At 39.2% G+C, this 22,930-nt stretch carries 8 protein-coding genes; 3 read left to right on the top strand and 5 right to left on the bottom strand.

Going from position 1 to position 22,930, the window contains the following annotated elements; genetic code table 11:
- Positions 1 to 44: 44 nt before the first annotated feature.
- The 3 genes from V9G42_07785 to rlmD all read right to left on the bottom strand — a co-directional run bounded on the left by V9G42_07785 (position 45) and on the right by rlmD (position 10,932).
- Positions 45 to 1,556 (bottom strand): T9SS type A sorting domain-containing protein, encoded by a 1,512-nt coding sequence (locus tag V9G42_07785; GenBank protein MEI2759311.1) that lies wholly within the window; start codon positions 1,554 to 1,556, stop codon positions 45 to 47.
- On the bottom strand, positions 1,553 to 8,929 hold the full coding sequence (locus V9G42_07780; protein ID MEI2759310.1) for a T9SS type A sorting domain-containing protein: 7,377 nt from the start codon (positions 8,927 to 8,929) through the stop codon (positions 1,553 to 1,555). Before V9G42_07780 ends, V9G42_07785 begins: the two co-directional genes overlap by 4 nt.
- Positions 8,930 to 9,543: 614 nt before the next feature.
- Positions 9,544 to 10,932, bottom strand: coding sequence for a 23S rRNA (uracil(1939)-C(5))-methyltransferase RlmD (rlmD, locus tag V9G42_07775; GenBank protein ID MEI2759309.1), 1,389 nt, complete (start codon positions 10,930 to 10,932; stop codon positions 9,544 to 9,546).
- A 123-nt stretch (positions 10,933 to 11,055) separates the two neighbouring features.
- Here rlmD and V9G42_07770 point away from each other — a divergent pair, with 123 nt between their 5' ends.
- A complete protein-coding gene (locus V9G42_07770) occupies positions 11,056 to 13,416 on the top strand; it encodes a gliding motility-associated C-terminal domain-containing protein (GenBank protein ID MEI2759308.1) in 2,361 nt (786 codons plus the stop codon).
- A gap of 69 nt (positions 13,417 to 13,485) precedes the next feature.
- The gene (gene uvrA / locus V9G42_07765) at positions 13,486 to 16,392 is read left to right on the top strand and encodes an excinuclease ABC subunit UvrA (protein ID MEI2759307.1); all 2,907 of its coding nucleotides are present in this window, start codon (positions 13,486 to 13,488) and stop codon (positions 16,390 to 16,392) included.
- Between the two features lie 2 nt (positions 16,393 to 16,394).
- Here the strand turns inward: uvrA and V9G42_07760 are convergent, their stop codons facing one another.
- Together V9G42_07760 and V9G42_07755 are read right to left on the bottom strand one after the other, a co-directional pair.
- The gene (locus tag V9G42_07760) at positions 16,395 to 17,276 is read right to left on the bottom strand and encodes a methyltransferase domain-containing protein (protein ID MEI2759306.1); all 882 of its coding nucleotides are present in this window, start codon (positions 17,274 to 17,276) and stop codon (positions 16,395 to 16,397) included.
- Between the two features lie 66 nt (positions 17,277 to 17,342).
- Positions 17,343 to 20,051, bottom strand: coding sequence for a T9SS type A sorting domain-containing protein (locus V9G42_07755; protein ID MEI2759305.1), 2,709 nt, complete (start codon positions 20,049 to 20,051; stop codon positions 17,343 to 17,345).
- Between the two features lie 291 nt (positions 20,052 to 20,342).
- On the opposite strand from V9G42_07755, the gene V9G42_07750 reads away from it, so the two are divergent.
- Positions 20,343 to 22,883: a DNA translocase FtsK gene (locus V9G42_07750; protein ID MEI2759304.1), complete on the top strand. Its 2,541-nt coding sequence runs from the start codon at positions 20,343 to 20,345 to the stop codon at positions 22,881 to 22,883.
- Positions 22,884 to 22,930: the final 47 nt, after the last annotated feature.

The raw sequence follows: 22,930 nt of genomic DNA, 5'->3' as shown, positions 1-22,930 counted from the left end.
GATACTGCATTTTTTTACTAATAAAAAATCCTTTTAAACTTTTATTACTCCTTAAAGACAACCAACTTTTTATGCACCCTTTCATTGCCGCTGCTAATCACACATTGGTAAACTCCGTTAGCGATTTTGGACAATGAGATGTATTGCATAGTGCTCCAAGGCGGCAGGTTTTGTTTGTAAATTTGTTTGCCGGTTATATCAAATAATTGAAGTGTGCCGGATTTGTTCTGTGGCAAGAGATAAACTATTTTAAAATTACCATTGCTTGGGTTGGGGGAAATTGAAAATTTGAAATCATGTTGCTTGACATCATTAATACCCGTTATCAAACATGGGCAAGTTGTTTGTGTAGTATCGCAGCCTAAGTAGTAGTTGGGGTGATTAACATGTGAAAAACCTAAATAGCATGGTGTTTGGACAGCATGTTGCAATACATTACAAGCTAAACCTGCACTATCCGGTTGGTCAATAACACCAAAATAGGGTGCTCCGCTACACGATGAAATATAAAATTTACCGTTGGCCGCAAGGTACATATAACAAAAATCTGTCCAACCACCATAAGAAAATGTATCGTACTGGGCAACCAATTGCTGTGTTTGCCAAATTTGAGCAGCCTGCAAGTCATACTGGTAAATATTGATTTGCGAAAACTGATACAGTAATTTAGAATTAGGTGAAAATCCTAATCCTAATCCATAGATTGAATCAGGTAATAATGTGTATTTTGAATTTGAAAATAAACCGGAACATCTGTCAAAATCAAAAAGCCGAATATCCCTTTTTAAAGGTTTACCCATTATTCCAGTAGGATTCATAGTTATATAAGCATACTTTGTTCCGTCAGGCGAAAAAACCTGAATAGAGCTAAAACTTGTGTGCATGGGCACATTCAAATGTTGCTGCTGAATGTTGCTGATTCCATTGGGGGTTAACAATACTGTAAACACTACATCGCTGCTGTCTTTAAGTACTGCCACCCACCAATCTCTGCCATTGGCATGTTTACATGCAGTAACTCCAAAAACCAATGTGTCGCTAAATGCAATTTGATTTTTTTGGGTTACTGCACCACGACCACTATCCAACGCCATGTCAATGATGGAGTAATACAGATTACGCGGATATACACTTACATCGCCTGTTTGATGAAGCAACAAATATTTACCCGAACTATCAGGATAAGGCAAAATTACTTGTGTAATTGGTATTGGAAAACCAAATGCACAATATCCATTTGCAAAAGAACCTGGGTTTAACCCCCCTCCATTCGCCATCGTATCACCTAAAGCATTGGCAATCCAACAACCATTGGTATAAAACAATAAATTACCGGCACTATCGGAAATATTGGCCTGTGCACTTCTAAATCTCATTTTTCTTACCTGTGAAAATATATTAAAATTAACTGCATCTATTTCTGCCTTGGCTCTAAATGTTGTAGTAAAAGAATCAAGTCCTGTTTGATACCCCAACAAATAATTGTGATTATAACCCTGCCCCAAACAACTAAAGCCATGCAATAAAATAATACTGATTGTTATTAGCTTCTTCATCGTGCAATAATTAATTTTTTAACCCTGTTATAACCGTTGCTGTCTTTTATTTCCACTATGTACATTCCCTGTAAGTATTTATGTGTATAAATAGTAAATTGTTTTTCACCATTCAACTGCCATTCGCCCATCATATACCCCAGCATGGTGCGCAGGGTCAACTTCGTTAATCCATCAACCGGTGACAGTATTCTTACCTCAGTTTTGCCATCGGCAGGGTTGGGCAACAAATCAAAATCTATGGCTGTATAGTTTGTAAGTCCGTTTGCCGTTTGAGCCATTCTGTAAATACCTTCCTGCAAGCAGGCATACAGGTCGTCATACTCCAAACTGTCGTTAAACAATGCCAGCATGTTTCTTGCCTGATAAACAGAAACCCCTCCACTGTAGGGGCATTGTACGGCAATGTTTAACAGTGTATTCATATCAGTCTGCAAACTGTCTTCGCCTAGCTGTTCTGCTTTTCGAAGTAGCTCATTCATGGTTTTTTGATTTATCTGCGGCAACGTTAATGGTTGCACGGCAGCATTGGCATTGGTGCTGTTAACCCAGTTGCCTGATTGGATATTTTCAATCTGTTGCATTAAGTTTTTACGTATAGTCTGCTGTGTGTTTAATTGCTGTATCAGATTGTTCAACATGGTTTCGTAAAGTGTATTGGGGTTTTGTTTCAATAAACTATCAACAATATTCAAACTGTCAGTAACCTGTTGTATCAAACTATCGGATGCAGCTAACAAACTATTAAAATAGCCATTGATAACAAAGGCTGTTTTCTGAAAATCCTTTGTTTCACTCAGTTTGCCGATAACAGTGTTTTGATTGTTTATATAAAAAGCAGCAAGCACCGAGTCGCTGCCACGAAGGGTGTCGTTGGCAACAAGCAATTCATAAAGATTTTGTTGGGCAATGCTTTTAGTTTCTTCAATAAATTCTGTTGACAAAGTATCGCCTCTGGCAATATTGTAAAGCAACATTGTATCTTCCAATGTGGTAAAGGCTGCATAACAGTCATTGCCGCATTGGTCAGGTGTGCCGGGATTTTGAATAAACCAAGGCCCGTTTGGTGAATAATTCAGTGGATGCCATATAGTGTTTACATTTGTATGGACAAAAATTTGCGATAAAGCTGGATTACCCAAATTGGTTGCATTCACTTTGTTTAATACATGCAGCCACCGGTTGCCTTTCTGCATTTGATCACCAATGATGGCAGCGCTGTTTAAGTACAAACCCATATCGCAACTGTCCACATCGTTGGTACGATATACATTGTTTTTGGTGCAATCACCTCCCATATACACTCCGCAGTTTTGAAAACGTATGTGGTTACAATTAATGTTAAAGCCTTTGCTCTGCGCTACCTCCATACCTTTAGATATTAAAAGTGTGTCGGCTGGATAGTCGGAAATTATGTAGTTGCATGTCACCGTTGCCGTGTCGCTGCCTAATAGCTGAATGCCTGTGGTTAATGGTTTTTGCGTGCCTACGGTATATTGATTAATCCTGTTGTAATTTATCTGTGGTTTTAAAGCAAAGCTGCTTTTTATACCTGTTGCAGCTGCATGTAATGCAATCATGTTGTTGTAAATATTGTAGTTAGCACTGGAGGTGTTGGTTAATTCATCAAGTGTTATACCTACGCCTTTGCTACTTCCTTGCATGGTTATGTTGTTGCCTTCAATTGTCACTGATTTTGCACCTTCGTTGCGCGATAAATAGATGCCATAACTCTTTGCCTGAATATCGTTGTAGGTGATGTCTGCTGTGCGTAGTTTGCAACGTGCAGCATAGATGCCCGTAAGCACTTGTCTGAAAATTAGATTGTGTGCTTTTAATTCGCTGTAAATAGCGTAAATACCTCTGTCGCATTGCTGCACTGTAGTGCCACTGGATGATAGTGGCTGCATAACTAAAACACCCATGGTGTTTTGGCTGTTGCCCCAACTGACAACAGCCGTTCCGCTGGGTTTGGTTGGCCAACTGCCACTGTTACTGATAAACTCAAACTTGCTGTTAGTTAAAGTTAAATGACTGTTAACACTGTAAATGCCAAACTCCATTTTACTGAAATAATTTTCATTAAAAAGGTTGTCACCAATGGTGCAAAACATATTGTTGAGCCAGATGCCACTCAATGGTACAGTGCCATGAGTGGGTTGCCCCACATAACTTGGTTTAAATCCATTTGCCTTAGTAAATGTTGTACCCACAACGGTTAGTTGTGCAAAGCCATAAACATCGCTCTGTGCCAGTTCGGGCTGGGCATTAATGCCGATGATATTGTCGTAAAAATTACTGTTTACAGATTTTACAATGCCTTTGTTGCGCAGCAAGATGCCGTTTTCTGCATCGCGAATGGTGCTTGTGTTTAAGGTTACAATACCATTAGCCAACACTTCTATCCCTCTCCACATGGTATCACAAGCCTGAATGGTTGTGTTATTAATCGTAAAGACACCTCCGTTTTGTACAATTATCTGCGCTCCGGCAGCGGTGTAAACAGTGCAGTTGTTCAGTGTTAAATTTCCGTTTACATAAAAGCGGTTGGCTACAAATATTGATTGGTTGTTGATGGTTGCATTGCCGGAGAAAGTACTGTCTGCAAAGGTCGTGTCGGTATTTGCACAAACATTTATCACCGTAACACAAACACTATCCTTCCACGTAGTATTTGCCGGAGAAGTAACGCTTGCAACGTTATACAGGCAACTTCCCGGAGAGGTAAAATATCCTGATACGGTAAAAGTGTCGCATTGCATAGAGTTTAGCGTTACTGTTGCAGGCAGTGTGCTGTTGGTAATTACAAAATTTGCAGGGGAATTATCTGCAAGGGTACCGGTCTGCGTATTTACGCTGTTGTTGCATACGGTGATGGTGTAGGTAAGCGTGTCGCCTACGTTGGTTGTGTCGGTGTCGGCAGTTTTGGCAATGCTCCAGCAGTCGGGGCAATGGCTGATAGAGTCCCATGCAAATGCAGGCATGGCAAAACCCAATTGCCGCGATGTGGCTGTGAGGGTGTCGCTGCACAATGTTGTTGCACTAAGTTGCAGGTCGGGCAAAATGTCTGCCACATTCATTCCAAAACCACAAGATGCCACCATCAAAAAACGTATGGTAACATACTGGCTGTTGTGAATACCGTTGTTGCCAAACAAGGCAATCAGGCTGTCTGTTGTCACCGTCCACACATCAGGTGCTGCTGTAGGTGTAAGCCCCACAGTATCTGTATTGTTACATGCCATAGCTGCAATAATCTGCAGGCGCGGGTCGTAGCCTGGTAGTGTTACCATAAAGGGATAAACAAATCCTGCCTTGCCATTTTGAAATTTGGCTTCTGCAAAAAGGGTATCGCATAAACTAAAACTGCTTGTCTGGCTCCACGATGCCGTGACCAACTCATAAGCTGCCCGGGTAAACTTCAGCGGCACACTATCAGTAAAACAAACACTGTCAATAGCAAAAGGTGTAGCAGGAAAGTTTTTACAGTTCCAACCGTAGTAGAGATAAAATTGCAGCGTATCCTGCAGCGGAGGACAGGAGTCCATCACGGCACAAACATTGCCGCTCAGTAAAACGTTTTGTGCTAAGGTTGGTGCCAGCCCAATCACATCGCCATTTGCCTGAATAATATTGTTAGAAGGGTGGCTTATGTAATGCCACTGGCTCAGATAGACAGGTGCATTGGCTACAGAGAGAAAAACATTGTCTGCATTATCTTTTGTGGTATTCATTAAAACCAGATTGTTCCAGCACACCGTGTCGCTGATGCCTGTGGCCAGACTGTTGCCTATTCCCAAAGAGGTGAGTTGCGGTGCTAAGGTAAAATCTTCAATGGCATTGCTCGAGTTGGTTGCCGTTACAGCGGTGTTTTGGCAGCCATAAAAACTCTGGCAGGGCACTGCCTGATTGCCAAAAGTTACCACTGTGTTGCTGCTGTTGTTGTGTGCCGTATCATCGGTGCAGGCAATAGGCATCATGTCTAAGGTTATGGTATGCTCATAAAACTGATCGCCCATGTAGGCTGTGGTGCCTGTGGTAAGGTTTTGTGCTGTGGTGTCGTTGGTAAGGCAATGTGTTGCAATAAAGGGTGTGGTATTCAAAGAAAAGTTGCCTGTAGTGTTTGGCAGTTGTGTTGTTATGTCAACAGGCATTGTCTGAAAGAAGTTGTTTCCTATGGGTACTTTATGTTTGCTTGTTGCCTGAATAATTTCATAGCCCGGTGGCACATTAACATTCACAGACTGCCCTGCAATTAACGGACTGCGGAATTCAAACGGATAGGCATCATACACCTGTGCATTGTTGCAATAGCCCGATGACATGTTTATCTCCATACGTTTGCGGCATTGAAAAATATTTTTGTTGGTGATGATAGTTTTGTTTCTGAAAGTGGTAGCAGCAAAGTAAGCAAAGCTACCTCTTGTTTCGCAAAAAAACAACCGGTTGTTGACATAGCCTGTGTCCATCAGATTGTAAGGTGGCGCTAATGTATCGTAAATGGTAATGTTCATACTGTTTTGCAGCAGGGTGAGGCTTTGTTCCATCTGCGGCACCTGCGAGTGGGGTTGTTTTTTTCCACTCAGCCACATGGTGTTTTGTATGTGGCTTTGCCTGAAGGTGTTTTCTGCTGTAAGGTCACCGGCAGGGTTGAAGTTGCCGCAAACATGATAGCTTACTTTAAGTCTGATGCTTTGCCCTTCTTCGAACCCATGAAAGCTGCGGCTGCTGCCTATGGGCACGTTCAATGTGGTGATGTGCAGGTTGCCTGTATCGCTCACTGCCGTGCTGTCAAAAAAACTGGTAAAGCTGTACAGGTATTCGTTAAGATTAGTGTTGGTGTTTAGAAAGAACTGCGCAATATCCGTCCCCGTTACCCTAATTTTGAGCAGGGTAATGTAGTCATCGTTGCCTGCACCAAAAGGCTCACATTCAAAACAACCGCCAATGCTGTCAGTAGGGTCGTCAATATAAAATGTAAGTGTGTCGGGCACTACCATCATGGTGTCTAATGCCAATGGCATGATGCGGCTCAGTTGCAGGGCATTCAGTCGCAGCCCCAGTGCTTTCATCATGGCATAGGTGTAGCCGTCATTGCCGGGGTCGCCCGGCTGCACGTGCGCACGCAGGTAGTCTGTGCAGCGGTCGCCAAAGGCAAGGGTGGTGCTGCTCAGGTTGTTTTTATTTTGTGCAAACCACACACTGCCTGTATCTATAATAGCAGTGGCACTGTCTGCACGGTGGTCGTTGTCGCTGTCCTGAAGGCCGTAGGTGTTGCGCTCCATGCGGTAATGGTCAACAATAATACCTGGAATTACACAGCCTGGACAATGTATGCTTATAGAATTACCGGCATGGCTCAGCGGCAGCCATTGCGCTATGCCATCGGTTGCGCTAAAAGTAGGCTCCTGATAATGAAAAACACTTGCTGTAGGTAAATTAATAGTAAAGCAATTGCCTGCATCGGCAAGCAAATGAAATTCTGCCTTGTAGGGTGTGGGGTCGATGTCGCTTTCGCAACAAGCCTGCAGGGTATAAACAAACCTGCCGCTGTCTATCACAGTGCGCATGCCACTGTCGGCAAGGTTAAAGTAATAGTGGTATCTTTTAGCCTCACAACTCAGGCTGTCCTGCGTGATGTCGTAGTAGTAGGGTTTATAAAAAGTAGTGTCGCCAGTGGCAGACAGTGTTATCATAAAAGCATCACTATAAGCATTGGGAATGGTGAGGTTGGTGTTGCACACCACAGTAGCACGCAGCCATCCGTTTAAAGTGGTGCATTGTTGCTGCGGCTGATTGCAGCCCAAGAGTTGATACACATAAGGCTTGCCATTGTTGAGGATGCTTTGCAGATTGACATTGAAGGTAGCTTTCTCTCCAGTGCCGGAATTGGAAACACTCATGTCGGACACCGAAGGGTAGAACTGATGTTGCAGATGCACATCGTATCCGCCACCACCTGTCTGACCTGCCAACAGGGTGCCTGCGGCAAAGCCACTGGCTGTGGGTATGGTCTGTTCCACACCACAAATACTTCTTGTCTTTAATCCTTTAAACATCCATGCATTGTAGTATTTATAAGCATTCATCAGCACAGAGGTGTCCTGGCTGCATCGCAACAGCGCAAACTGCAGATGCACCGTATCTCCGGGATAAAAATCAGTAATCATGGTATAGCAACTATACACGGCAGTGTCCACCAAATCGGCACACAGATGCTGGCTTTTCAGTTCAAGCACGGTATCAATAGTACAATGCGACAACGAAGTTTTTTCAATCACCAAACTTTTACGGGGCATGAGCATCAGCCTGCGTACATCCCATGCTGCATCGCCAAGTTGTGTCAGATCAAACTGAACACTGTCAATAGCACAATTGCCTGTGTTTACAAGCGTGTAGCTCCACAGGGTTGTTTGTGTAGTATCGTTAATGCAACTGTTGTCATAGGTAACTTGCTGAGGACTCACTCGCAACACATCTATTTTAGGCTTGTCGTTCATGTTGGCTGTGTAGGCATGAACAAAGCTGTGTTCGCAAGTGCTGCAACCGCTCAGGCTTTGGTTGCACCGGTAGCTGAAGGCTGCATTCATGCTGCTGCACGACACACAATTGGTAGCTTTTACCTTTATCCGTATCACCAATGTGTCGGATGCATTTAGCATCACTGTATCTTGAGAAGGGGAGCCGCTGTAAGCCACCGTTTGGCCTTGGAGTCCAATGCTGTATTCCACTGCACCAAACACCAAATCATTACAGGCTGTGCCTGTATAGACATTGAAAGTAAAGCCAATGTTTGCTCTGTGCGAAAGCGTATTTTTATAGTAGAAAAGCCATGTTGTATCTTGTTGGTAGTTAACATAAAAATTGTTGCCTGCATTTAATTCGGTTATTTTGGTGTAGTTAACGGCTTGCTCTATACTGTTGCTGCTGCCGGGGTTTATGATATAGGAATTGCTTCCCGTAAAATCCTGTTGCAGTTTAACCAATCCTGCCGAAGAATCAATCATAATTACATGGCAATCTATCTCTGCACGATAGGTGTAAGTAACTGTGCCGGTTCCGTTTAATACAAAGCGCAAAACATTGCCTGTTTGCAATGTAGTGGCACTACCTCCGGAAACACTCTCAAAGATGTAATTTACACCACTGCCACTTGTTGTACAGCTTGCAGAAGTTCCGTTTGGAAAATTCAATTGAGGTGTGATGATTACCGTATCGGTAACAGGATTTACAATTGAAACGCTAAACCTGTTTACATCACATGCCCTGAGGGTGTCGGGTGAGGATAAGAATAAAGTAGTTTGTGCCTGAGTAAACAAAGCAGTCATGCAGAGCACAATGGCTGTTATAGTGGTAAAAATTAGGTTTTTCATAATATTTGGTTTTCGGGGTGTGACTAAATTACAGTGATTTTTTGGATTTGTAGGGGTTGAGCAAAAAAAAATTGCGCGGAAATTGATTATCTGGCTCAAGGTTCGGCTAAGAACCCACAACTCAAATAAGTCAACACCGCGCAGAACGCAGCGTTTAACTTATTCTTGAGTTGAATATTAAAATTTAGCCGATTTTGAACCAAGAATTTGCTAACGCAATATTTTATGTATGTTGTTTTTTATGTCATTTTTTTGAATTAAATTGTGTTACAAGGATAGGAATAAATTTTGAAATGGGGAAAGATTTATGGCTTTTCTATAAGTAATTACTGTTATAGTTCTATTTATACTTACAGAAGAAGGAGTAATATGTGAAAATATATCGGCCAGTATATATCTATTTCAAATATGAAAAAATAGATACAACCCATTATCAATTCAAACAAATTGAAAATGACTTGAACAACAGATCAGGAAAAAAATCAACTTCAATTCTCCTAAAGAGGTACTTTTGCATGAAACTTCAAATTAGAATTCAGCAAGCTACAAATCATCTGATTTACTGCATTAATGTCACTCAAAGTTCTCCACATGAAGGAGTGAAGACTAATCAACTACTTTTTTTCAAGTAATGCCACACATTCAATATGGTCTGTCTGCGGAAACATATCAACGGGTTTTGCTTTCACTAATGTGTATGTGTCTTTCATCAGAGCAATATCACGAGCCATTGTTGAAGGATTGCAACTAACGTACACAACTCTTCCTGCACCGCTATTACAAATTCTACTTACCACATCAGGATGCATTCCTGCCCGAGGAGGGTCGGTGATGATCACATCCGGAAAACCATAAGTTTCAAAAAAAGTTGCGTTTAAGGTTTCTCGCATATCCCCTGTAAAAAATTCTGTATTGCAAATTGAATTGCTTTCTGAATTTAACTTTGCCTGTATAACAGATTCCTCAACACTTTCAATACCAATTACTTTTTTACATTGCTTAGACATAAAATTTGCAATGGTACCTGTTCCGGTGTACAAATCATAAACCACCTCATGTGGTTGCAATGCGGCAAATGATAATGCGGTTTTATACAACTCAACTGCCTGAACAGGGTTAGTTTGAAAAAATGTTTTTGGACCTACAGTAAACATTAAAGCACCCATATTCTCAGTTATTGTTTCTGTACCACTCCACAAAATAGGTTGCAGATCAAAAAAAGTATCGTTCTTCTTTTGGTTAATAAAATAAAACAGTGATGAAATTTCAGGAAACTCTTTATTAATAGCATTTAGCAATTTGCTACGCTTTTCTTCATTTGCATCAGCAAATATTATTACTACCATCCACTGCCCGGATGTAGTGTTTCTTACTAACATATTTCGCAAATCGCCCTGTTGACTGATTCGGTTAAAAAAAGTAATGTTTTCTTTCAAAGCAAAACTCTTTACAAAATTCCGGATGCGATTTACAGGCTCGTCCATCAACAAACATTCGTCAATATTTAAAACTTTATCGAAGCGTCCGGTTATATGAAACCCTAATGCAGGTTGAATCTGATATTCCTTATTCTGAAGTTTATCAACTGTCAGCCATTCTTTTTCGGAAAAAGCAAAATCAAGTCTGTTTCTGTAATGATAAATTTCTGCTGAAGGCAATATTTCTTCTATCACGGGATTCTCAATTCCTGCAATCCGCACCAATGCATCTCTAACTTGCTTTGCTTTATAAAACAGCTGCTGTTCATACTGCATATTTTGTCGTTTACAGCCACCACAAACTCCAAAATGTTTGCATAACGGGTTGGTACGGTGAGCCGAATATATTAAGTACTCCGCAACTGTTGCTTCAATAAATTTATTCTTTTTACGTTTTATATCAGCATTAATAATATCTCCGGGCACAACATGATTTACAAAGATTACTCTTCCATCCATGCGACCAAGTCCACGACCTTCATCGGCTATATCCGTAATTTCAAGATTTTCAATTCTTTTTGTCATTGGTGCAAAAATATTATTAATAGAGCTACTTTTCAGCATGTATTTTTTGTCATTTCACCCAAATTAACATCCTGACAATGACACATTTTTATTATTTTTGCTATAAATAAGAAACTCTGTTTGATGACATTAAAACATCGTTTACTGTTATGCTTGCTGCTCACGTTTGGTTTTGCTAACGATGTTCATGCAAAACATATTGCCGGTGGTGATTTTACATACAGACGACTTAGTGGCAACAACTTTGAAATTACTCTTAAAATTTTCCGTGACTGCTCCGATTTTGTTCCATTTGACAATTCAATTTTAATTGGTGTATTTAATAAAGGAACCAATTCTCTTATCAATTCATATACCGTTGCACTTGCAGATTCAGGAACATTAACGCTAACAGGGACATCATGCCTTACACCACCAACTGGTGTTTGTATGGATAAATGCACCTATATAGATACTATTACACTTCCCAATAACCCAAGCGGATATTATATATCATGGGAACGTTGTTGCCGAAACAATGCTATCGTAAACCTTACTCGGCCCGGTGATACCGGCATAGCATATTACATGGAAATTCCTGATCCGGCAATTATTGACAACTCGCCAAATTTTAATAACGACCCATTCCCATTTATGTGCCTAGGCCAGGATTTTGACTTCGACTATAGTGCCTATGATGTTGATGGCGATTTACTGACTTATAGTCTTGAAACACCTTTAGCCGGTGAGTTAGGCTATCCATTAAACTCAACCATTTCACCTGTTTGGTCAAACCCAACACCTGGACCTTATCAGGCTGCACAATGGCTTCCCGGATATTCTGTAACAAATATTACCGGAAGTTTTCCTGCATTGTCTTTAAACGGCAGCACTGGACTTATGAAAGTAAAAGCAAACAAAGTAGGTTTTTATGCAATGGCTGTTGTTGTAAAAGAATTCCGAAATGGAGTACAAATTGGTCAAATAAGACGTGAAATAGAGTTTACTGTAATAAACTGTGCTGCCAATACGGCACCACAAATCAGTTATCAGAACTCAACTACGCCACAAAGTGGGTTGACTTTTACAATTTATGAGAAAGACACTTTGTGCTTTACCGTTCGTGTCACTGATTCTGATTCAATAAAGCTTTCCTACAGTGGTGATATTTTTGCAGGCGGAAGCATTACCCCACCTTATGCTGTTACATCTTCAGCTACCGGCAATGGAGTTGCCACAAGCGCATTTTGTTGGTACACATCATGTGATCAGGGTCGGACACAACCTTATAATGTAACATTCAAAGCTACAGATAATGGGTGTCCACAACCATTTTCATCTATAGACTCATTAAAGATTTATGTGCTTCCTGTTCCACAAATTACCGCACCATTAATAATTTGTATGAACACTGCCACTGAAGGCATTATTAAACTGACTTTCACAGACACTTTTGCAATGCCTAGATTTATTGATCGTTATGTCGTTTTCAGAAGTACCAACGGTGGTCCGTTTATTCATATTGGCAGTGTTAACAATCCCGCCAATCATTTTTACAATGACTCTACTGCTTCAAATCTTGATCTGAACAACTACTGTTATTACATTGCTGCTGTAAATACCTGCAATGAAACAGGTACAAATTCTGACACCATTTGTTCTGATAATCAAAAAAACATTGACACCCCATTCATTTTAAGTTCTCAGGTTCAAAACAACAATAGCATTTCGCTGACCTTCAACAACTCACCTGATAATTTATTTACTCTGTTTAAAATTGAAAAACGCGAGAACACATTTTCAGCCTTATATGCAGACTACTTTCAGCAGCAAGGATTTGCAATACCACAATGGACAGACTCGCTTCAAAATGTTACAGAAAAATCATACTGCTACCGTATTACAAAGAAAAATCAATGCGAAATAGAAAGTCCCGTAAGCAATGAATCATGTTCCATTTTACTCACAGGGCAAAGTTTACCATTACAACATATTTTAAACTGGACACCCTATACAGAATGGCCAGGTGGTGTAAGTTACTATGCAATTTTTCGCAGACCGATAAATTCAAGTACATTCACAGAAATTGCACAATTAGCATCCAATATCCTGACTTTTACAGACACACAAATTCCACAGGAAAATGGCGTCTTTATTTATTACATTAAAGCCGTTCACGACACTTTAAACGTTTTTTCTACCAGCAATGAAGTAACATTAATTCAGGAACCATCAGTTTTTACACCCAACTCATTTACTCCTAATGGCGATGGCTTGAACGAAACATGGTCACCGGTATCATCATTCATAAAAAATTATAATCTTAGAATTTTCAATCGCTGGGGTAATTTAATTTTTGAATCCAATGAATTTAACCGCCAATGGGATGGCAGCTATCAGGGTCAGCCAGCATCTCTTGGTATTTATTTTTATGTTATTACTTACACAGGTTATCCTGACAACACCAAGTTTTACAAACGAGGCTCTGTAACCTTACTGCGTTAAAGGAGTTTTCAACAATAACATTACATTGTCATTCTATGTGACAATTGCCATTAATTTTGCAGCATCGTTATGCAGGAAATTGAAAATTTAAGTCCCAAAAAATATATAATAATTAAAGGTGCGTCTGTTCACAACCTGAAAAAAGTGGATGTAGCCATAAGCAGAAACAGTTTTACAGTAATTACCGGATTATCCGGTTCTGGCAAATCATCTTTAGCTTTCGACACATTGTATGCAGAAGGGCAAAGGAGGTATGTTGAAAGTTTATCAAGCTATGCACGGCAATTTATGGGACGCCTGGATAAACCCGAAGTAGAATACATTAAAGGCATTGCTCCAGCAATTGCAATTGAGCAAAAAGTAAATACCAGAAATCCAAGATCAACAGTTGGCACTTCAACAGAAATTTACGATTATCTTAAACTCTTGTTTGCAAGAATCGGGAAAACATACTCGCCTGTAAGTGGCAAGTTGGTTAAGAAAAATACTGTTGCTGATGTTGTAGATTTCTTAAAAACACAAAATCCAAACAAGCGTTTTATAATTGCAGCGCAGTTGCAATTTCATCAGGGAAGATTTTTACATGAAGAATTAAATGCGTTAATGCAGAAAGGCTTTAGTAGAATTGTTGTTGACGACAAAATGCTGCGCATAGATGAATATGCCGAACAAATAGAAAAGCCAGATGCACAGCCTGCTGTTAAAACTAAAGGAAGAAAAAAGAAAGTTAAACCCATTGAACCAACACTCAACTCAAATATCTTCATCGTTGTATCAAGGATAATAATTCCCGAAAATATCAATGAAGAATTTGAATCTTCTACTGCAGATTCTGTGCAGACTGCATTTAATGAAGGTAACGGACGATGCTCTTTAATTGATGTAACAGACGAAACTTTACACTTTGTTAACTTTAGTAATTACTTTGAAGAAGATAATATCCGTTTTGAAGAACCTTCTACTCACCTTTTCAGTTTTAATAACCCCTATGGAGCATGTAAAAATTGCGAAGGCTTTGGTAGTGTAATCGGCATTGATGAAAACTTGGTTATCCCAAACAAAACACTTTCTGTTTTTGATGGTGCTGTAGCTTGCTGGCGTGGTGAAAAAATGAATGAATGGCAACAGGAATTCATCTTAAAGGCATATAAATTTAATTTTCCTGTACATCGTCCTTATTTCGAATTAAATGAAACTGACATCAAATTGTTATGGGAAGGTAATAAAACTATTAAAGGAATAAACGATTTTTTTAAACATGTAGAATCACAATCTTTCAAAATACAATACAGAGTTTTGTTAAGTCGCTATCGCGGAAAAACAACTTGCCCCGAATGTAAAGGAACCCGTTTACGTGCTGATGCAAACTATGTAAAGGTGAATAATAAATCAATTACCGATATTGTTTTAATGCCGGTAAATGTTAGTGTCGATTTTTTTAACAACATTATTTTAGACAACTATGAACAAAAAGTTGCCGGACGATTATTAGTTGAAATAAAAAACAGGTTGCAATATTTAAATGATGTTGGATTAGGTTATCTGACATTGAACAGACTTTCAAAAACACTTTCGGGAGGTGAATCACAACGCATAAATCTGGCAACATCATTAGGCAGCAGTTTGGTGGGTAGCATGTATATATTGGATGAGCCGAGCATTGGATTACATCCACGAGATACACAACGCCTAATTTATGTATTAAAATCACTTCAAAAAGCAGGTAACACTTTAATTGTTGTTGAACATGATGAAGAAATTATGCGCAATGCTGACGAGCTTATTGACATCGGGCCTTTTGCAGGAACTCATGGAGGTAAAATTGTTTTTCAGGGCAACTTTGAACTTTTAGAACACAGCACAGAAAGTATAACCGCTAAATACCTGACCGGCAAAGAGATTATTCATGTGCCAAGTAAAAGACGAAACTGGACTAACAGTATTGAAATAACTGGCGCAAGTGAAAACAATTTAGCACACATTGACGCCAAATTTCCACTAGGCATTCTGACTGCTGTTACCGGTGTTAGTGGGTCGGGAAAATCTACCTTGGTAAAAAAAGTCCTTTATCCTGCACTTAAAAAAGTTTTAGGCGGTTATGATGATGAGTCGGGTCAGTTTGAAAAATTAACTGGTGATTTTGTAACACTGAATGGCGTTGAGATTATTGATCAGGATCCAATTGGAAAATCGTCTAGGAGCAATCCAGTAACCTATGTTAAGGCTTATGATGAGATAAGGGCATTGATGGCAGACACTCCTTTTGCAAGACAAAAAATGATGAAACCATCCTTGTTTTCATTTAATGTTGATGGAGGAAGATGCGAAATGTGCCAGGGAGAAGGTGTTGTAACCATTGAGATGCAGTTTATGGCAGACATTCAACTTAAATGTGAGACCTGTCAGGGCAAGCGATTTAAGAATGAAATTTTGGCAATTACCTACCGGGAAAAAAACATCTTTGATATTCTTACTATGACTGTTGATGATGCCATTAGCTTTTTTTCCAAAGAAACTGATGAACGGTACATTCTTTTCACAAATAAAATTATTGCCAAACTACAACCGCTTTCAGATGTTGGCTTAGGTTATATTTCTTTAGGACAATCTTCAAGTACTCTCAGTGGTGGCGAAGCACAAAGAATTAAATTAGCATCCTATCTTGGTATTGGTCATGCAACAACAAAAACACTTTTCATTTTCGATGAACCTACAACAGGCTTGCATTTTCACGACATCAGAAAGCTACTTGATGCATTTACCGCATTAATACGCAATGGAAATTCTATTTTGGTTATAGAACACAATATGGATGTCATTAAATGTGCTGATTGGGTTATTGATATGGGGCCGGGTGGTGGAAATGAAGGTGGTAAAATAGTTTTTGCAGGAACTCCGGAAGCTTTGAGCAATTGCCATGAATCTTTTACAGGAAAGTTTCTCTCTGAAAAATTAATTTCCCAACAAGAACAATAGCTTCACTTCTGTGCTTCTACATAGAGTGAAATGCCCGGCAATGTTTCGTCAAAGAAATTCAGATCACGCATAACAGGTGAGTAACTTTGTCCATACCCTGATCGATATACGTTTTTAAATCCGGCTGCCTTTAGCATTTTTATAAGCTTTTCCTCCGTAAACCAGTTAATGTGATTGCCTGTGTATTTCTTTTGCACTTCAATATCACATAATGAAGTACAATAGTCGAGAGCATCTTCAAAGGACTTCTCATTAAACAATTTTTCTAATTGACTATCGGAGATTCGATATGCAGCTCCATGTAGAGGAATTTCCGATGCTTGTGCTGCAAAATCTTCCAGAAAAATTTGAGCTATACTTTCCTGATTTAAAGGCTGTCTAAGATTCACTCTTTTATAATTTTCAGGCTTACTGAACCAATCTATCCAAAAGAAAAAATTCCTATCGTCTTCTTTATATGCCCTATATGAGAGCTTAATATCCTGTGTTACGACTCTAAATCTTCCTCCGGGTTTCAATACTCTAAAAGCTTCATTAAACACATTCTGAACAGCTGTATTATTTACATGTTCAATGGTATGACTTGTATAAACCATCTCCGCTGAATCTGTCTCGATGGGTAAAGGTTCTAATGAGAACAAATCATAGTTTATCCCTTTTAATGTATTGTTTGTATTACCGGCATACCAATCATTCACATAATCAACATTTGTCCAGTATTTATGATTAAACGGTCCCGCACCTATATTATAAAATCGCTTATGCAGAAGACTATCATGGCTATATAAACTTTCATAAAGTGCATCTTTGTAATCGCTTTTAGGTATTTTAGTTACCATCAAACCAATTAAACTTGCAACAGACTTCACAGCATTAATGATCATAAGCGTTTATTTAAATTGCAATGTCGCCTTTATTAGGCGACATTGCAACTACCTCCAACAATCAGATTATCTAATCTCAAGCTTTTGTCTGCTCGAGACAGAGTTACTTTGTAATGAAACAATATAAATACCTTTCACTAACTTATTCAACAAAATTGAATGCTCATTCAATCCTTTTGATGAAATTCCCCCTTCGCTAAGCACTTTCTTTCCAAGTATATCATAAACTAACACAGAGTATGGCTCGGCTGTTTCAGAATAAAATGACAACTTAACCCAATCATTAGCAGGATTTGGAACAAGTTGTACTGATGACAGCATTTCTGATTCATCAAATCCTTCGCGACAATTAAGTGTCATGGTATATCCTCTTGTGCTGCTGTTTCCACATTGATTTACGCCCTTTACAGTTATAGTTCCATTATTAGTTCCAATATCAGCTAAAATACTATTCGTATTTTGACCTGACGTAATTGTTGAACTACTTGGTAGTGCCCATGTGTAAGAATCAGCACCAACACCTCCGGCAGTTGAAAAAGCAACACCTGTTTGATTAGCACAAAAAACTGAAGGATTTGCAACAATAACAGCTGGTCTTTCAGGAATAGCTCGCACCTGAATACAACGTGCTGTGCCGGTTCTACAGGAGTTTTTTCCTGCAACACAAAGACTATAAGTGCCGGTTCCGGCATTTTGGAAGTCAACCGTTACATTATTAGTGAAATTTCCAAGAACTATTGATGCATTTGGTGGTAATGTCCATATATAACTTGTTGCATGGTTAGAATTTCCTGCTGTATAAACTAACTGTGTTTTACAAGTACCATAAACTTGCCCACTTAAAGATGTTGGAATTGACGGCATATCAATAACTGTTGTGAGTGTTTTAACCGGGGTTGTAAAACAAGCATTTGAAGCCGTAACTGTAATATCTCCACCGGTGTAAGTAGGTCCGTAATCAACCATTATTGCATTGGTAGTTTGTCCGCTAACCAACGTAGCTCCGGTAGGAACAGACCAATTATAAGAAGAAGCTCCAGTCACTGAAGTGGCCATATAGTTTACACCTAGCATATTCTCACAAACTCTTGCAGGGCCTGTAATTGTAGGAGTAGATAATTTATAACGAGTCCATGATCTGGCAGAGTCTAAACTAGGCCCACACTCATTGACTGCATATACATAAACAGAATACCCTGAATTATTTGTAGCATTAAAAGCTAATGTAACGGCATCACTACCCTGACCATTTAATATTTGAACGCCATCAGAATATGTCCATAAATAACTTGTTGCATCCATTTGTAAAGGCACTGAATAGATAATGCCAGAAGTTCCTGGACAGGTAGTTGCTTGAACACCACTAATTGCACCTGGTTTAGCAGGTACTTGTTTTATATCAAGGGTAGCTGAATTTGATGTGATTGATGATCCGCAATTGTTTGATACAATAACATCATACTGATCCGCATCTGTACTATCAGCACCGGTAATATGTAATGTATCGCTATTTGCTCCGGAAATTTTACCACCGTTACTTAAAGGTGTACCATTTCTACGCCATTGATATTGCAGATTCATTCCTAATGCACCAACAGAAAATGTAGCCTGTGTACTGTTACAAGTTTCGAAATCCTGCGGCTGACTGCTGATAGCAATATCCTTTGAAGTAAGCAAACAACGTGGACTGCCGGTTGCGCAAGCATTTGTGATGGTAACACAAATTTTACCTGAGATAAATGTGTTTGGGTAGTTTATATCAATATTATTGGTTCCTTGTCCGTTCGAGATTGTTCCCGGACCGGTTAAAGTCCAATTGTATGAAATTGCAGTTGGGCTTGAAGTAACAGTATAGCTGGTTGTTCCATTGCAAATTCCAGATGCAAGTCCACTAATAGGCTGTGGTGTTTCTGGGGTTGCTCTAACACGTACACTTCTGTTAGAACTGGAACCACATCCGTTATTTGCTTTTACATAAATATCTGTGTAGTTGTAGTTTACTGGAAAAGTAATCTGCACTGTATCATTTCCTTGTCCAACTAGTGTTACGCCCGGAGCCACAGTCCATGTATAGGAAGTGACAGGTACTCCATTTGAAGGGCTTGTAATATAAGTTGCTGTTCCTGTACAAATTTCTGTTGGACCAGAAATTGCCGTTGGTGTGCCTGGTACTCCAGCAAAAATTGTCATGCATCGAAATCCGCTCCATGCACAACCATTTCCAACACGAACACAAATACTTCCGCCATTAAACCCTGCATTATACTGAACAGTAATACTATTTGTTCCTTGTCCTGTCAGAAGTGTTGCGTTATTGGGTACGGTCCAGTCAAAAACTCTGTTTACCTGATTGGTTACTGTATAAGACTCGATACTTCCGGGACAAGCAAAATTTGCTCCTGAAATAAGTGAAGCTCCTGAGGGTGCTCCTGCTGGTGTTAATGCTTTGCAATAGGGAGCAGAATTAACACAACCGTTATAAGCGGTTACACAAAGGTTACCTGGAGCAGAAAACAAAGGCCCGTAATCTACGGTTACAACAGTTGCTGTTGTGGTATAAGGGTTCTGACCACTAATGGTTGCACCGGGAGGCAAATTCCAGGTGTAACTAACAGCATTTGTAACAGGCGCAAGTGTGTAGGTCAAGGACATGCCTGGGCATGCCCGAAGATCGCCAGTCATTCCTGAAAACGATCCTAGTGGTGGACACTGTGCTGACGAAGAATGAATATTCATTACAGCAACAGTTACTAAAGTCAATAAGACTTTACTCATTTTGATTAGTGTTGATTGTGCATTTTTCATAATATATGCGGCTATTTGATATGATTTGTTTACGCAATAAATTGGTTAAAGTTTTAGTGATGCATTTTACATGCAATTCTCCTAATGCTTTGGTACTACAAAAATGCATTACAAAATAAGTTCATTTTATGAAAATAATTAACATAGCAACCCTTTTATCCACAATAAAATGTTTATTACATGGTTTCGTTTATGTAATTGCTGATTCGCATTAAGCTTAATTTAGCTCATTCAAATCATTTCTTTCACATAAAAAACAAAATGGCCAAACGCAAAAACTTACAGGCTGAAGCAAACACCATTGAACCGTCTGATAGCATACCGGAAGTTAAACGAAAAACCGTAAAACCTAAGGCAGACAAGTTTAAATTCAAATGGCTGGCAGACGAACAAACGCATCAAATAGTTGGGTTGTTTTGTATCCTGATAAGCATTTTTTTGACCATCGCTTTCATCTCTTATCTTTTTACGTGGAAAGTTGATTTTGATAAAGTAAAAAATGGCTGGTTAGCATTATTAACAGACCGCGATTTGAAAGTTGAAAACTGGCTTGGTAAAACAGGTGCATTAGCGGCACATTCTTTTTTTTACAACGCATTTGGCATAAGTAGCTTCTTGTTTGTCTTTATGTTGTTCTTGTCAGGTTTTAAATTGGTTTTTCGACATGCATTATTACCTTTTGGACGTACTATTAGAATTGCACTATTTACATTGCTTTTTATTTCAATTGCCTGTGGATATATTTTTAAAAACACCAGTTTATTTTTATTTACCGGTGGCACATTCGGGTTTGAAACTTCCGAATGGCTTCAGTCAACGATAGGCAATGCAGGATCCGGTCTTTTACTTGGATTTACACTTCTTGCCTTTTCAATAATTACATTTAAGTTTAAATTAAAACTACCTTCAATAAATGAAAAAAATATTCAACAAGAGGAGTTAGATTCATTAATATCTGAGGTGCCATCAGAAAATAGTATAAACACCATTTCAGATGAAACTTCTAATGAAGCAGAAGAAATCAAAAACACGGCTCCAGTAAGTTTTGAGTTAGAACCTGATATGGATAAAGCCATTTCGGATTTGATGAAACCTGATGAGGCACAGAAACAAATACCTGATCCAAATAAACTGGAATTAGAATTAAACATTGAGACACCTCCTTCGGAAGATGTTGAATCCAAAGTAAAAGAAAGTGATATTCCACTAGCAATAGAAAACCTAAATGGCACTGAAGATACAACAGAAGAAAACGATAACAACAACCTTCCCGATCAGGTTACTGTTGGCGAGTATGATCCTACACTTGACTTATCCTCTTATCAGTATCCTGTATTAGATTTACTTGAAAACTATCAGAGCAAATCCAAACTTACTCATGAAGAGTTAAAAGCTGAGTTGGAAACCAATAAAAATAAAATTGTTGAAACTCTTGGTCATTATAATATAGGCATTGAAAAAATCAAAGCAACGGTTGGACCAACAGTAACATTGTTTGAAATAGTACCACAAGCAGGTGTTCGTATTTCAAAAATTAAAAATCTGGAAGATGATATTGCACTAAGTCTTTCGGCCTTGGGTATTCGGATCATTGCACCTATTCCAGGCAAAGGAACTATTGGAATTGAAGTCCCTAACCAGTCGCCCGAAGTGGTACCGATGAAAGCTGTTTTAGGGTCTGAAAAATTTATCAATGCCGATATGGATCTACCTATCGGACTTGGGAAAACAATTTCAAACGAAGTTTTTGTTACCGATTTAGCTAAGATGCCCCACTTACTCATGGCAGGTGCCACAGGTCAGGGTAAATCAGTTGGCTTAAATGCAATTTTAGTTTCATTGCTTTACAAAAAGCATCCATCTCAAATTAAATTTGTATTGGTTGATCCTAAAAAAGTTGAACTTACTTTGTTTAAAACAATTGAACGACATTTTTTAGCCAAACTTCCCGGTGAAGAAGAAGCCATCATAACCGATACACGTAAAGTGGTGAATACGCTTAACTCCTTATGTGTTGAAATGGATCAGCGGTATGAGTTACTTAAAGAGGCTCAGGTTCGTAACATCAGAGAATATAACACAAAATTTGTAGCAAGAAAACTCAACCCCAATAAAGGTCATCGCTTTCTGCCATTTATTGTTTTGGTTATTGATGAGTTTGCCGACCTGATTATGACAGCCGGAAAAGAGGTTGAAACACCCATTGCACGATTAGCTCAGTTAGCACGCGCCATTGGTATTCACCTCATTATAGCAACTCAACGACCTTCAGTAAATATCATCACCGGAACAATTAAAGCCAACTTCCCTGCGCGTCTTGCATTCAGGGTTTCATCAAAAATTGATAGCCGCACAATTTTAGATTGTGGTGGTGCAGATCAACTTATTGGCAAGGGAGACATGTTATTGTCACTTGGTGCTGATGTGATTCGTTTGCAATGCGCCTATGTTGAAACTTTTGAAGTTGAAAAGATTACAGATTTTATCGGTTCGCAAAGAGGATATCCTGATGCATTTCTGCTACCTGAATTTGTGGGTGACAGCGAAAACAATACAGGCGAGGTTGATTTAGCCGACCGCGACCCACTGTTTGAAGATGCCGCACGAATGGTAGTACAACATCAGCAAGGCTCTGCATCTTTATTGCAAAGAAGACTCAAACTTGGCTATAATCGTGCAGGCAGACTTATTGATCAACTAGAGGCAGCAGGAATTATTGGTCCTTTTGAAGGCAGCAAAGCCAGAGAAGTAAAGTTTAAAGACCCTTTGGAACTTGAAACATTGCTTTCAAATCTGAAATAATTCTGTTTTTAATTCTCTTCTCATTATTATATTTGCAATTGTTCATT

This window comes from Bacteroidia bacterium (assembly GCA_037045145.1).
Lineage (GTDB): Bacteria > Bacteroidota > Bacteroidia > AKYH767-A > OLB10 > OLB10.
The sequence above is the reverse complement of the archived record's forward strand: the minus strand, read 5'-3'. Positions and strand labels throughout refer to the sequence as shown.

What these genes read in the sequence shown, in the direction of transcription:
- V9G42_07785 (MEI2759311.1), bottom strand. Translation starts at nt 1,556, where the DNA reads ATGAAGAAGCTAATAACAATCAGTATTATTTTATTGCATGGCTTTAGT.
- V9G42_07780 (MEI2759310.1), bottom strand. Translation starts at nt 8,929, where the DNA reads ATGAAAAACCTAATTTTTACCACTATAACAGCCATTGTGCTCTGCATG.
- rlmD (MEI2759309.1), bottom strand. Translation starts at nt 10,932, where the DNA reads ATGACAAAAAGAATTGAAAATCTTGAAATTACGGATATAGCCGATGAA.
- V9G42_07770 (MEI2759308.1), top strand. Translation starts at nt 11,056, where the DNA reads ATGACATTAAAACATCGTTTACTGTTATGCTTGCTGCTCACGTTTGGT.
- uvrA (MEI2759307.1), top strand. Translation starts at nt 13,486, where the DNA reads ATGCAGGAAATTGAAAATTTAAGTCCCAAAAAATATATAATAATTAAA.
- V9G42_07760 (MEI2759306.1), bottom strand. Translation starts at nt 17,276, where the DNA reads ATGATCATTAATGCTGTGAAGTCTGTTGCAAGTTTAATTGGTTTGATG.
- V9G42_07755 (MEI2759305.1), bottom strand. Translation starts at nt 20,051, where the DNA reads ATGAGTAAAGTCTTATTGACTTTAGTAACTGTTGCTGTAATGAATATT.
- V9G42_07750 (MEI2759304.1), top strand. Translation starts at nt 20,343, where the DNA reads ATGGCCAAACGCAAAAACTTACAGGCTGAAGCAAACACCATTGAACCG.